15 protein-coding genes are annotated in these 12,843 nt (G+C 37.0%); 2 read left to right on the plus strand and 13 right to left on the minus strand.

Features of this window, described 5'->3' with window-relative positions:
- Positions 1-71: 71 nt before the first annotated feature.
- The 7 genes from LRP81_RS08630 to LRP81_RS08660 form a co-directional block, all read right to left on the minus strand.
- Positions 72-821, minus strand: coding sequence for an NAD-dependent epimerase/dehydratase family protein (locus tag LRP81_RS08630; protein ID WP_230500868.1), 750 nt, complete (start codon positions 819-821; stop codon positions 72-74).
- A 27-nt stretch (positions 822-848) separates the two neighbouring features.
- Positions 849-2,261, minus strand: coding sequence for a glycoside hydrolase family 28 protein (locus LRP81_RS08635; RefSeq protein WP_230500869.1), 1,413 nt, complete (start codon positions 2,259-2,261; stop codon positions 849-851).
- Between the two features lie 97 nt (positions 2,262-2,358).
- Entirely contained in the window at positions 2,359-2,991 is a 633-nt protein-coding gene (locus LRP81_RS08640) for a response regulator transcription factor (protein WP_230500870.1), read from the minus strand.
- Positions 2,992-2,995: 4 nt separating this feature from the next.
- Positions 2,996-4,033 carry a sensor histidine kinase gene (locus LRP81_RS08645; protein WP_230500871.1) on the minus strand — a complete coding sequence of 346 codons (1,038 nt, stop codon included), beginning with the start codon at positions 4,031-4,033 and terminating at the stop codon, positions 2,996-2,998.
- Positions 4,030-4,755, minus strand: a complete 726-nt coding sequence (gene liaF, locus LRP81_RS08650; protein WP_230500872.1) for a cell wall-active antibiotics response protein LiaF — start codon at positions 4,753-4,755, stop codon at positions 4,030-4,032. The genes LRP81_RS08645 and liaF overlap by 4 nt, the downstream gene beginning before the upstream one ends.
- Positions 4,756-5,075: 320 nt before the next feature.
- On the minus strand, positions 5,076-5,729 hold the full coding sequence (locus tag LRP81_RS08655) for a PspA/IM30 family protein (RefSeq protein ID WP_230500873.1): 654 nt from the start codon (positions 5,727-5,729) through the stop codon (positions 5,076-5,078).
- Between the two features lie 13 nt (positions 5,730-5,742).
- Entirely contained in the window at positions 5,743-6,093 is a 351-nt protein-coding gene (locus tag LRP81_RS08660; RefSeq protein WP_230500874.1) for a lmo0954 family membrane protein, read from the minus strand.
- 365 nt (positions 6,094-6,458) lie between these two features.
- Between LRP81_RS08660 and LRP81_RS08665 the strand changes: the two genes are divergently transcribed.
- Entirely contained in the window at positions 6,459-7,433 is a 975-nt protein-coding gene (locus tag LRP81_RS08665; RefSeq protein WP_230500875.1) for a S8 family peptidase, read from the plus strand.
- Between the two features lie 101 nt (positions 7,434-7,534).
- Here the strand turns inward: LRP81_RS08665 and LRP81_RS08670 are convergent, their stop codons facing one another.
- The 6 genes from LRP81_RS08670 to LRP81_RS08695 form a co-directional block, all read right to left on the minus strand.
- Entirely contained in the window at positions 7,535-7,834 is a 300-nt protein-coding gene (locus LRP81_RS08670) for a DUF3817 domain-containing protein (protein WP_230500876.1), read from the minus strand.
- 112 nt (positions 7,835-7,946) lie between these two features.
- On the minus strand, positions 7,947-8,150 hold the full coding sequence (locus tag LRP81_RS08675; RefSeq protein ID WP_230500877.1) for a hypothetical protein: 204 nt from the start codon (positions 8,148-8,150) through the stop codon (positions 7,947-7,949).
- A 362-nt stretch (positions 8,151-8,512) separates the two neighbouring features.
- Positions 8,513-9,529, minus strand: coding sequence for an alpha/beta fold hydrolase (locus LRP81_RS08680; protein ID WP_230500878.1), 1,017 nt, complete (start codon positions 9,527-9,529; stop codon positions 8,513-8,515).
- Positions 9,522-9,989 carry a hypothetical protein gene (locus LRP81_RS08685; protein WP_230500879.1) on the minus strand — a complete coding sequence of 156 codons (468 nt, stop codon included), beginning with the start codon at positions 9,987-9,989 and terminating at the stop codon, positions 9,522-9,524. The genes LRP81_RS08680 and LRP81_RS08685 overlap by 8 nt, the downstream gene beginning before the upstream one ends.
- 28 nt (positions 9,990-10,017) lie before the next feature.
- Entirely contained in the window at positions 10,018-10,794 is a 777-nt protein-coding gene (locus LRP81_RS08690; RefSeq protein WP_230500880.1) for an SDR family oxidoreductase, read from the minus strand.
- A 308-nt stretch (positions 10,795-11,102) separates the two neighbouring features.
- Positions 11,103-11,300: a cold-shock protein gene (locus LRP81_RS08695; protein ID WP_152445609.1), complete on the minus strand. Its 198-nt coding sequence runs from the start codon at positions 11,298-11,300 to the stop codon at positions 11,103-11,105.
- A 318-nt stretch (positions 11,301-11,618) separates the two neighbouring features.
- Here LRP81_RS08695 and LRP81_RS08700 point away from each other — a divergent pair, with 318 nt between their 5' ends.
- On the plus strand, positions 11,619-12,794 hold the full coding sequence (locus LRP81_RS08700) for a dicarboxylate/amino acid:cation symporter (protein ID WP_230500881.1): 1,176 nt from the start codon (positions 11,619-11,621) through the stop codon (positions 12,792-12,794).
- The last annotated feature ends 49 nt before the right edge of the window (positions 12,795-12,843 follow it).

Raw genomic sequence — 12,843 nt, forward strand, 5'->3', positions numbered from 1 at the left:
ACTACGATCAACATAGGAATCGCGTTAACATAAGAAAAGTACCTTTGTCTACACACTGAAGCTGACAGAGGTCAGCTTTTTTCCATAATATCTTTTGAGTTTTGTTCTGATACAAAGCCTAGTTCGTTTTTTGCGTTCTTTGTATCCCAAGGTGAATCCGGATTGTCAGACACACCATAATATGTGCCGTATTTAACATCAGATTCAATTGCTGCTTGGAAAATATTTACAACATCTTCTCTTGTTAACAATGTATGGACGAGACGGTCATCTTCTTTTAAGTCTTTTACTTCTTCCTTAGGAACAGAAGCAATTCTTAAATTGATGACTGATACTTCCCTTTCATCTGCAAATAGTCTGCCAACATTTTCTGAGGCAAGCTTCAGGACCCCGTATAGGCCACGTGAATAAGGATAGTCATCTATTGTAATCTTTCGACCAAGCAAGGAGTGACCTTCATCCTCATAGCCGTCTGTTACATGGTTACTGCTTGCTATAATTACTTTCGGAATTTTTTTTCTTGTTGCTACATCCAATAAATAATAACCTGCCTTAAAGAATACCTCTGTCATTAGATCAAAATGCTTATTATCAACAATATGTTTACCGTTGTCTGTAGCAATCAAGTTAATAAGCACATCCGTATCGACCGGTATTTTTTCATACACTTCGTCATAATTGGTTGCGTCAAGTTGAATGTAATTTACTGTATCTTCCTGTATGCTTTTATCACAAATAACCACTTCAAAACTGACCTGTAAGCCTTCTTTTAATATAGATCCAATAGTACCATTGCCACCTACAATTACGACTTTTTTCAAGGGGATTACCTCCCTTTTAATACAGCTTTATAATCCTCTTATTCCCACACAGTTATTTATTGTAACCCTTTCTCCTTTATTTACTACAACTTTTATGTTAGTAAATGTAGAATGATTTAGATAGGAACAATCGATGCCAAATGTTGATTTAATGAAGATGTTTTCAAAAGATAGCTGTTCCAACGGTTTCTCAGGTAATCCACGTAATAAAATGGCCGTTTCCGCTTCTATACAATTAACATTGCTTATTGATATTTTTTGAAAAACAGGTGTTTGTTCTGAAAAAGGAGCACTTTCCAAAACCTTAGAATCACCTTGTTCATAGAACATATGAAAAACTATTGCTTCTTTTTTTATGCCTATCATATTAATAGAATCGATGGCTACGTTTTCTACGGTGCCACCTCTCCCTCTTTTGCTTTTAAAGCGAAGCCCAGTATCCGTTCCAAAAAATGTACAATCTTTAATTGTTACCTCTTTCACACCGCCTGACATTTCGCTTCCAATTACAAATCCACCGTGCCCGCTGTAGACAGTACAGTTTTTTATCATTATATTCTGAGCTGGTTTGCCTAGCTTTCTGCCTTCTTCATCCTTTCCGGACTTGATACAGATCGCATCATCCCCAACATCAAAAATACAGTTATCCACTACTACATTTTTACAAGATTCCACATCCAGCCCGTCCCCATTTTGGGAATACCAAGGGTTTCTGACTGTCAAGTTCCTAATCGTAACATTCTCACATATCCATGGATGCAAACACCAAGCAGGAGAATTTTGAAAAGTCGGGCCGTCTATTAAAATGTTTTTGCATTTTCGGAGACTGACCATGTTAGGTCGTAGGAAGTCCTTTACCACTTGATAATCTTCAAGTATCAAGGAGCCACTTTGCTGAAGTTGTGGCACTTTTTGTAATCCTTGCATCGCCTTATCAGTCGGCCACCAAATTTCCTGCTCTTCATCTACCACTCCACCTGAACTTACTAAATTATTCCATTTACTTTCTGTCATTTTATATTTCTTCACAGGTCTCCATGCCGCGCCTGCCCCATCAAAGGTACCTTCACCTGTAATAGCTGCATTTTCTAGATTTTCTGCATCAATTGGTGATTGACACCTTACTGCCTTTAAACCTTCAAAGCTAGATACTATTAATGGATATTCATCCATATTACTGCTGAATAATATAGTAGCACCACTTTCTAAATGTAGGTTCACATTACTATGTAGGGTGATGGGACCTGTTAACCAAATACCAGAAGATACTATTACTTTACCCCCACCTTCTCCTGAACATATTTGGACAGCCTTATTTATCGCTTCGGTGTTTAGGTGGAAACCGCCAGCAATTGCACCAAAATTTCTTATATCATAATTAACATCTCTAAATGTGGGCATCATTACTTGCCATTCTATTTTCGTATAGTCAGTTGCCACAATAGCCTTCCCCCTTTATATGAATATTAAAGTTCATTATATAAGAGAGCAGTCGATAGCTTAATAATCATTTTCTTAGGAAAATAAAAAACATCCACTAGTTCACTAATGAATGTTTAAATGCATAAATAACTGCTTGCGTTCTGTCTTGAACTTGCAGTTTTGCCAATATATTACTCACATGAACTTTTACTGTTTTCAAAGCAATAAATAGTTCATCTGCTATTTCTTGATTTGTTTTTCCCTGTGTCATTAGTAAGAGGACCTCCATTTCCCTGGAGGTGAGTTCCTCATGTGGGAGTATTTCCGTTTTACTACGCATTTTACGCATCATTTTCCCAGCTACTTCTGGCTCAAGTATAGATTGCCCTTTATAGGTGGAACGAATAGCATTTGCAATCTCACTGGCTTTAGACGTTTTCAACATATAACTAGTTGCCCCAGCTTCAAGTGCAGGATAGACCTTCTCATCGTCTAGAAAACTGGTAACTATGATTATTTTTGCTTCTGGCCACTCTTCAATAATTCTTTTTGTAGCTTCAATACCATCCATTTCTTTCATAACGAGATCCATTAATATAATGTCTGGTCGAAGTTCAAATGCAAGGTCTACTGCAACTGTCCCATCGTCAGCTTCTGCAATGACTTCAATATCAGGTTGTGCTGACAAGTAAGCAGAAACCCCAATTCTCACCATCTCATGGTCATCGACAAATAACACCCTTATCATATGATTAACCCTCCTCTGTGTTTAGTTTTGGTACTTTTACTTCTAGCCTTGTTCCCTCGTTCTCAACACTTACGATTTTCAACGTACCACCAAGTTCGACTGCTCGCTCATGCATATTTTGCAGCCCATAAGATCCTGCCCTTGCCTGCTCCACATCAAAGCCAATTCCATCATCTACAACACGAAGAATGATTAAATTATCTCTTTGTATTAAAAGAACTTCTAAAGAACTAGCTTTAGAATGCCTTAATGTATTGGATAGTGTTTCTTGAAGGATACGAAAAAGGTGGTCTTCCACTCCTTTTTCAATCGGAAAGCTCTCAATTTTCCACTTTATTGTCATTGGAACTTTTTGCATCAATTCCAATAACAATTCCTCTGCACCTTCTTGGAGCGTTTTCCCCTTTAAAGCAACGGGTCGTAAGTGTAGTAATAATGCTCGCATTTCCAGCTGAGACTGCTGTATCATCTCTTCTACTAATCGGAGCTGTTTTGCTTCACCTGTATTTGATTCTTCCTTCGTTTCAGTTAATGCTGACATCAACATGGACGCTGCAAACAACTGCTGACTAACGGAATCATGCAATTCCCTAGCCAATCGATTTCGCTCTTGGGATACAATTTCTTGGATCCTATTTTCCAAATCCACTGCTTTTTCATTCGCTACTTTTTGAGCAAGTTTGGTCTGCTCCTGGATCTGACTATGGAGTCTCCAGATAGATTCTTCTATAGAAGCGATTTCTTGAACAGAGCTCCCTTGAATTTCCCATAAGCTCTTTCCTTGCTCCACGGCCTTCAATTCCTCATGAACCTGATGCAATTGTTTGCGCCAATAAAATCCTGAAAAAAGACCGTACAAGAGCCCGATGCCAATCGCGATAACTAATACAAAAATGATAAAGGGTAAATCCATCACTTTTACATCCCAGAGGTCACCAATGCTAATCACAGGAAAAAATAAATAATAGAAACTTACCAGTAATAAAAAACTTGAGACAGAAAGGGCTATTGCAAACCATACATGCCGTTGGAGTACACTCATACCCTCTTCACCTCAAGACTTCCTACAACAATAGAGGTGACAATCTTTACTTTATTTGTAGCTTCTTTATAGTTTGCTGTTTGAACATGAACTGTTTGATTAAAAATACTTTTTTCTTCATGTTCTAACACAGTCGTGGAACCAACCATCCCTGAATGCTTTATACTTAACTCTACCTCATAAGGAACGAGTATTTGAACATTTCCAATGATATTACGAATAAATATGATTGCTTCTCCTTTAGGTAGCACCGTGTAGCTAAGATCAATTAATGTATCACTAATTCCACATTGAATATTGACATCCTCCCAAGTATAAGTGGAATCAGGAGTTCGCTGGTTGCCAAAAATTTTATTAGTAAACCATTTTTGCTCTTGCGTTACGAGGCTTTCACTGTTACTTTCCATTATATTTGGTCTCAATTCCACTGGTGTTTTCTTTGATTGAAAGTATTTATATAAAAAATAGCCAACCGTCGCCATCAGCATAAAATGAAATGTCAACATATTGAAGACGGAAAAGGTAATAGAGAGCAACCCTATGATAAATAATGCCTTCCCCATTATCCAATGCCATTTCTTCCGTCCAACATACATCATTAAACTTGAAAATAAAAAGGAAAAAATAAGGCCAGTATTAAAAAATAATATTTCCAGAAGAAAAATCATGCTGCCAACTACAATGATAAAATTTAAATAATCTGATTTCATTCTGCTTAACATTTGCCTTATCCCTCCTTATTAGAAATGCGGAAGCGCCTCGTTCAGCCCCGACAAACATAAGACAAGTCGACATGAAGGAGGGTTTTTACCTTCTTGACGAATTGGATTATGACCTCGAGGGGCTAGGCGCTGAAGCTGGACAATCCGAAATGCGGTAGCGCCTTGGTTAGCCCCAACAAGCATAAGACAAGACGCAGATTACCTTCTTGGCAGCTTGCCTGGGCCTCAGACTAGCTAGTCATTATTTAAACTGTAGATAAATTTTTTAATAAACTTAGCAAAAAAGGCGTAATATGCACGCCTTTTAAGAATAGCAGTTTTTATTGGGAAAGAGAATGAGTTTTCTCTTCAGAATGATGAATTTCTTTTTCTAAACTAGCAATTTTTGCATCGATTGTATTGCGGTGATAGTTTGTATTCACTTGATGTTCTAAACGATCCAGATAGTTTTCCATTTCATTAAACCTAGTGTAGGAGCTTTCCATCTGTTTGGCATCCACTACTTGATTCATACGGTGTGTAGCTCGGGCAACATTTTCTCTTCCCATTAACTCCATCCGCTTAATATACATATCCTTCAAACGATGTTTCATTTCTTCATACTTCTGCTCAAGTGAAGATAAATCCTTTGATGTCTTTTCAAGAGAGCTCTTCAAGTGACTAGCTCTTTCTTGATACTGCATATGTTCCCTGCTTGCAAACTCTTGCAATTCCACTTCGCCAGCTTTTTCTGCTATTTTTGCTTGAGCCTCACGTTTCTCTGCAAGATTCCTTGCTTCTCTGTATTCTCGAATAAATTCTTCTTTTAATCGATGTTGTCTTTCCACAAGGTTACGAACCTTCTCTACCTCGCGTTCACAATCTCGCAAATACTGATTGAGCATCGCAATAGGATTCTGTTGTTCCTTTTTATCCAAAACTTCATGAAAATCTGCTGAAATGGTTTGTTTAATTCTTGAAAATAAGTTTGCCATTTTTTTCCTCCCTTTATTTGTTTAGTGAATTCCATTGTCTTTCAAAGTTAGTGAATGGATCGTCTGCATCGATGATGTCTTCTTTATGTTCTTTTGTTTTATTCCAGTTTTTATAGACAACATAGAGAATATACGCTGCAACAACTGCCAAGATTGCTGGGACATTTGCAATGGAGAACGAAATAGCAATGAAAGCTATAATACCCCAGAGGATTTTTGTTCCTGTCGAGTCTGTTCTCATGAATTCTTTTACTGCATAATAGGTAACTACTAAACTAACCGCTAGCCCCAATAAAGGCCCTATATTTGCCAGAAGAACAAAGAATGCGATGATACCTACCAAAAACAAACAAAACTTCTTCATTGACTGTTCCTCCTTTCTTTTCTATGTCTCTAGCTTACCTTTTTGACAGTGTTGTTATAATGAGCCACAGCCATATTTTGCTATAAGACTTGAGGCTTATAGACGATAAGACTTGTTTATAAGCGCACGAAAATCAATAAAAAATCGCTCTTAAAAAGTCACACTTTCATCTTTTTTATCCCTAATTGACTATGTCATACTACTCATTAGTTAGGAGAGTTATTTAAAATTGGGAAAAAATTATATTAATTCAGGTTTTTTAGCCCTTGTCCTTTTCGGTTTTAGTTGATAGAATTTTCTGAAAGTAACACGTAACACCTTCTTTCTTTTTCACTGATTGAAAAAAATGATTAGGAGGCGTTTGTATGCAAAAAGGTAAACTAATTCATTTAATTCCGTACCAATTGGAGAACAAGTTATTTGAGACTCACCGAATTCCAGAAGGTATCGAAATGATTCAAGCCCCAGCTATGTGGCAAAAGGGGTACAACGGTGAAAATAAGGTAATAGCTGTTATTGATACAGGTTGTGACAGTAATCATCCTGATTTAGAAGGAAGAGTGCTAGAAGGAAGAAATTTTACAGATGATGACCAAGGGGATTCTGAGAATTTTACGGATTACAATGGTCATGGTACGCATGTTTCAGGTACTATAGCTGCGATAAATTCTCAATCTGGAGTAGTTGGAGTGGCACCAGAAGCTAAGCTTATTGTCTTAAAAGCATTGGCAGGGGAAACTGGCTCCGGAGAATATGAATGGATTATCAATGCGATAAATTATGCAGTTTCCAAAAATGTTGATATCATTTCTATGTCGCTCGGCGGACCGTTGGACGTTCCGGAACTTCATCAAGCAATTAAAGCCGCCATTGAACAAAACATCCTAGTAGTTTGTGCAGCCGGCAATGAAGGAGATGGTAATCATCATACAGATGAATTTTCCTATCCGGCAGCTTATACAGAGGTTATTGCTGTAGGTTCAATCAACCTACAACGAGAATCCTCCTATTTTACAAATTCAAATAATGAAATAGACCTTGTGGCACCTGGAGAAAAAATTATCTCCACGGTTCCAGGAGGAAGCTATGCCGTATTCAGTGGGACTTCTATGTCCGCACCACATGTTTCTGGCGCACTTGCCTTAATTATATCATTGGAAGAAGAGGAATTTTCAAGACCACTTTCTGAGCCAGAAATTTATGCTCAACTCATAAAGAGAACTATCCCTCTTGGCTACCCTAAGGCTTTAGAAGGAAATGGATTATTGTATTTAACGGTCCCCGATTTACTTGCAGAATATTTAAAACAAAGTAATATTGCAAAATCAATGGGAGTTTAGGCGTTTTCTCAAGATTGTCCCTAAAATGAAAGCAGGACGGAAAACTTACTTTTTCCGTCCTGCTTATTAGTTTTATGAAGCCATTGCAAATATAATGAAATCTAGCTTACAAAAGAAGACTTTTTCAAATAATTATCAAAAACAATATTCCCAAAAGGAATAAATGCAACAATAAAAGCACCTGCAACCCATTTTATCGACCATCTAATTTTTATGGTGATATAAGCAACGAAGAGTACATAAGCAATGAATAAAAAGCCATGTAATGCTCCAACTACACTTACTGCTTGTGGAATATCCAGTCCATATTTTAACGGCATCGCAATAAATAAAAGTACCAATAATGAACCGCCTTCCACTAATCCCATCATTCTGAATCTTTGCATTGTGGTATTTGCCATACTACCCCCGTCTTTCCTTACTTTATTTTCTACTCTCATTATATAGTAGTAGAAGCTAATAGTGCGTCCTCACATCTGACAATCTTGTGAAAGGGCATGTTTATTACAAGAACTACCTTTTGTATTTTTGAAAGATAAGTATCCCTAGCTGCAATAATAGAGAGAGTAAGATAGAAATGGGGAAAAGCACCATAAAGGATGCGATAGCAGTTAAGTCTCCCCACATTGGGTCTGAAAGCCTGATAAAAACTGCGTACAACAAGGAGACCATAAATCCTAGGATGGTACCAATTAAAAGAATCTTGTACTTTTTCATTACTTCCTCCTTAAACTCTATGTTTTGATCCTACATTTCAAATTAAAGGTTTAATTCCTTGTTCAAGAAGTTAATAGGAGTGGTTAAGCTTTGAATAAGCTATTATCTACTTTTACTCTTTTTATAAATTCTAACGAAAATCATTCGTTTTTGTCCATTTAATTTTAAATTTTTGCCAGAATAAAATAAAGAGAGAAGCAATAAAAGAGCTCTCTCCCTAGTTTTCTTTCAAACTGTGTAAAAACTGTGTATAAACTAAAGGGCCAAATCCTAAATACTCTAGATAGGGGTCCATGGACCAAACTCTATCTTCCATTAAATAAAACATTTCTATATCCCCTCCTTAATCGTCATAACGTAATCTAGGACCTACTAGAAAGCCATTCATCCAAGTAAGCTGGTATTTTTCCATTTTCCACAGAGGTTCCTGTATGGCCACCCTGCAGTATGTGGATATGTTTATCAATGCTTGATACTTTTTCCATGATGGGCATGATTTGATGCAATGGTACGAGTCTATCTCCCTCTGTTCCAACAACAAGCAGGTTTGCTTTTATATTTTCAAGCTTTACTTGCTTCCCATTAACCATGAACGTGCCTTTCATTAACTTATTGTCTTTTATTAAATCCTCTCCTATTTGATTGGCAACTCCACTTGTCATCGGTATATGTCCTTTCGTCCAGGCATTAAAGCGAAGCCACTTTTCGACATAATTTTTGTCATCTTTTTTTGTGAGTAATGAGAGGTACGGAGTAATGTAAATGGGAGAAGTAACTAGTCTTATTCCTGCTTCTACAAAAGAGGCTGGCAATACACCTATTTCATTCACAAATTTATTTTCTTGCACGTTTCCTTTTCTTAACGCTTTGACCCATTTATCAAAATATGGTGGGGTGTGGAAGTCAATTGGAGTGACGAATAGAATGAGGTTTTTTATTGGAGCGCTGGTAATGGAGGCGTGGATAGCAGCTAGAGTTCCTCCAAGACAATAACCCAAAACTGTCAAATTGTCTGTCTCTGCATGTGCAAGTGTTTTTTGGACGGCTCGTTCGATGTAATCTGATACATAATCGCTAATAGTCATATTACGGTCTTCTAAGCCTGGCTTTCCAAAATCAATTAAATACACATCATATCCATTGCTAACAAAAGCTTCAATCGTGCTTGCTCCTGGTAGGAGATCTAAAATAAATGGTTGATTAACCAAAGAATAAATAATAAAAATGGGCGTTTTATTGTTTTTATTTATTGCAGGGTAATGCCACAATGTGGCTTTATTTTTCGTCCAAATTTTCACTCTTGGAGTAATCCCATCTTTATACGGAGTATCATTGTATTTACTCATTTCACTCTTCCACTTCTCCATATCATTATCCATGGTTTTCCCCCTCTCTGAAACGTGCTATTTTCTCCTCAGTTCCCTTTACGTTACTTTTTGAGGAATTATTAATCTTAAGGAGCACTCTTGTGGGAGTTGGAGTTTTTCTATTTTTAATTACGCCTCGGTTTGGCGCATCCGGTTTTAATTTTGCTGATTGGAATCCCACCTCCAGCTTTTCTTCCAAACTATCGATTTTTTCTTCTACTTGAATAAGCATTTTCGCAAGGTTTGCTACATCATTTTTTGTGGGAAAGTTGAATTGAAGGGAAAGAACCTCTACCTGCTCTCGTAACCTTCTTAGGTTTTCCGCTTTTTTCTCACTTTCAAGACCAACTAGTTCGAAAACAGATTCACGGTTTAATCCACTTTTAATTATTTCATTTAATTTATTTTCTAATTGCACTGCTCTTATTTTTAATTTTTTGTTTCTTTCTTGATCTTTTTTTCCAAATGTCAATGTTCATTCATCCTTTCTTTATGAATGGCTATATTAAGGATGTCATTCCACCATCCATGACTAGAACGTGACCAACGCAATAATCCGATGCCTTAGAACTAAGAAATACAACCGCTCCTTTTAAATCATACTCACCGCCAAAGCGTTTTGCGGGTATTTTATCTTTTACATATGGAGCTGCATGTTCTAGAATTCCTTTTGTTATCTTCGTAGGGAACATCCCCGGCGCAATCGCATTCACTTGGATATTATGTGGTGCTAACTTAACACCTAAATCCTTGGTGAATGTAATAACTCCTCCTTTGCTCGTATTGTAAGCAATCGTATCCATCAACCTTGGATCTGTTCCACCCATTCCTGACACTGAAGCAATATTGATAATTTTTCCGCTACCTTGCTTCATCATGATTCTTGCTACCTTTTGACTGAACAAAAATAAACCTTTCAAATTAACATTCATTACTTTGTCCCATTTATCAGCAGGTAAATCTAAGGTTGGAGCCATCCAGGATGTTCCACTGTTATTAACTAAAATGTCAATGTTGCCATAATGCTTCATCGTTTCATCAATAACATTCTGAATCTCCTTTTCATTCGTAATATCACAAAGAAAAGCCTTCGAACTTACCCCTTTTGATTGCAACTCTTGACTTACCTTCTCACAAGAGGCGAGGTCTCGAGAACAGACAACTACGTTAGCGCCTGCTTCAGCGAGGCCATGTGCAATCTGAGCCCCTAGACCCTTTCCACCACCAGTAACGATAGCAGTCTTTTTTGATAGATTAAATAATTCATTTACTTCCATATGGAATCCCCCTCATTTTAATAATCTAGCAAATGCTAATAGATTCCATATAGTATAGTAGAGAAACTATAAAGGTGTGTATAAATTGATGAAATCGTGGAGTGTTAAAATACTCTCAAGATTAAAAGAAGGATTTCTCCATCTTTCTTGCTTTTAAGAACTTTAAACTCATAATCGCCAATCATTCCCCCCTTACCTACATTAAGTTTTTAAGCAATAGACAAGTACAAAGTCCAGAAGGCAATTTTTACGAACTAGAAAAAAACAAAAAAAGACCCTCCAAAATGGAGAGCCTTTTTACGTCAAAATTACTTTTGAACGTTTGCAGCTTGAGGTCCACGAGCACCTTGCTCAACTTCGAAAGTTACTGTTTGACCTTCTTCTAAAGTTTTGAAACCGTCGCCTTGAATAGCAGAGAAGTGTACGAATACGTCGTCTTGACCGTCAACTTCGATAAATCCGAATCCTTTTTCAGCGTTGAACCATTTTACTTTACCTTCTAACATATGTGTTACCTCCTAGTGTGAATAACTCACACAATTGTATTACCATTCTTGCTCTGCATAATCTTTCAAGACGAAAAAAACATGAAAGTAGATTTCTTCTCTCAGCCTTACCGAACAAAAACAATTAGGTTAATCATAGAACATTTACAAACAAAAATCAAGTTATTAATGATATTTCTACTTAATACCAATAAATTGATTACTTTTGGAAATTTTTTATTTAATTAGATAATCTTGTGCCTTTTCTTTTTAAAGCAGATTATGTAAGATAGAACATTATTAGTTCAAATAGACAATTGTTTTTTTAGGGAGGACAACATGATTAAACTAGGACTATTACCAAGAATCATACTTGCCATTATTTTAGGCATTACAGTTGGAAGTTTTGCACCACAGTGGTTTATTAAGATTTTCGTGACGTTCAATGAGATTTTTGGTAACTTTTTAGGCTTTGCCATTCCGTTAATTATCATTGCTTTTATCGCACCTGGTATAGGAGAAATAGGAAAAGGGGCTGGGAAACTACTTGGACTGACAACATCCCTTGCTTATTTCTCTACTTTGGTTGCTGGTATGCTTGCCTATTTAGCTGCAATTACACTCTACCCTGTCATTTTAAAAAATGCCAGTCTAACTGGCGCAATGGAAAATCCAGAAGAAGCACTACTTCATCCTTTTATCGAATTAGAAATTCCTGCTCCATTTGACGTTATGACAGCTTTGATCCTTGCATTCATGTTAGGTCTAGGTATGGCAGCAATTAAGGGCGATGTGCTGAAAAATGGATTTATTGAATTTCGTTCTATCGTCGAGCTTGTCATCTCAAAAATCATCATTCCAATACTGCCATTTCATATACTCGGTATATTTGCCAATATGACTTATGGTGGACAAGTACAAACCATCATCAGTGTCTTTGCTAAAGTATTTGTCCTTATCATCCTTTTACACTTTACAATGTTACTTTTACAATTCTCAGCAAGTGGAGCACTTTCTAAAAGAAATCCTCTTGAAATGTTAAGGGCGATGATGGCTGCCTATTTTACAGCACTTGGGACTCAATCGTCCGCTTCAACGATTCCTGTAACACTCCAACGTACAAAAATTATGGGAGTGAGGGAAAAGACTGCAGATTTCACTGTACCTCTGCTAGCTAATATTCACCTTTCAGGAAGTACGATTACCATTGTGTCATGCGCAATGGCCATCATGTTCATTAATGGAATGAATTACTCACTTTTCATTGTATTTCCTTTTATCATAGTATTAGGTGTTACGATGATCGCCGCTCCTGGTGTACCGGGGGGAGCAGTAATGGCAGCAATTGGCCTTTTACAAACCATGCTTGAATTTGATGCTACTATGGTTTCCTTGATGATCGCTCTTTATCTTGCTCAAGATAGCTTTGGCACTGCATGTAATGTTACCGGAGACGGCGCCATTGCAAATGTAGTCGATAAAATTACAAATAAAGATAAGGCGCAGTACCTATAAGGATTTATTTCAAACACGAAGCTTGTAATCGACCATAGGTTAAGTTAAC

The organism is Sutcliffiella rhizosphaerae, from assembly GCF_917563925.1.
GTDB classification, from domain to species: Bacteria; Bacillota; Bacilli; order Bacillales; family Bacillaceae_I; genus Sutcliffiella_A; species Sutcliffiella_A rhizosphaerae.

Excerpts from the sequence above, each read along its gene's own strand:
- LRP81_RS08640 (WP_230500870.1), bottom strand. The coding sequence starts at position 2,991 with ATGATAAGGGTGTTATTTGTCGATGACCATGAGATGGTGAGAATTGGG.
- LRP81_RS08645 (WP_230500871.1), bottom strand. The coding sequence starts at position 4,033 with ATGAGTGTACTCCAACGGCATGTATGGTTTGCAATAGCCCTTTCTGTC.
- liaF (WP_230500872.1), bottom strand. The coding sequence starts at position 4,755 with ATGTTAAGCAGAATGAAATCAGATTATTTAAATTTTATCATTGTAGTT.
- LRP81_RS08655 (WP_230500873.1), bottom strand. The coding sequence starts at position 5,729 with ATGGCAAACTTATTTTCAAGAATTAAACAAACCATTTCAGCAGATTTT.
- LRP81_RS08660 (WP_230500874.1), bottom strand. The coding sequence starts at position 6,093 with ATGAAGAAGTTTTGTTTGTTTTTGGTAGGTATCATCGCATTCTTTGTT.
- LRP81_RS08665 (WP_230500875.1), top strand. The coding sequence starts at position 6,459 with ATGCAAAAAGGTAAACTAATTCATTTAATTCCGTACCAATTGGAGAAC.
- LRP81_RS08670 (WP_230500876.1), bottom strand. The coding sequence starts at position 7,834 with ATGGCAAATACCACAATGCAAAGATTCAGAATGATGGGATTAGTGGAA.
- LRP81_RS08675 (WP_230500877.1), bottom strand. The coding sequence starts at position 8,150 with ATGAAAAAGTACAAGATTCTTTTAATTGGTACCATCCTAGGATTTATG.
- LRP81_RS08680 (WP_230500878.1), bottom strand. The coding sequence starts at position 9,529 with ATGGATAATGATATGGAGAAGTGGAAGAGTGAAATGAGTAAATACAAT.
- LRP81_RS08690 (WP_230500880.1), bottom strand. The coding sequence starts at position 10,794 with ATGGAAGTAAATGAATTATTTAATCTATCAAAAAAGACTGCTATCGTT.
- LRP81_RS08695 (WP_152445609.1), bottom strand. The coding sequence starts at position 11,300 with ATGTTAGAAGGTAAAGTAAAATGGTTCAACGCTGAAAAAGGATTCGGA.
- LRP81_RS08700 (WP_230500881.1), top strand. The coding sequence starts at position 11,619 with ATGATTAAACTAGGACTATTACCAAGAATCATACTTGCCATTATTTTA.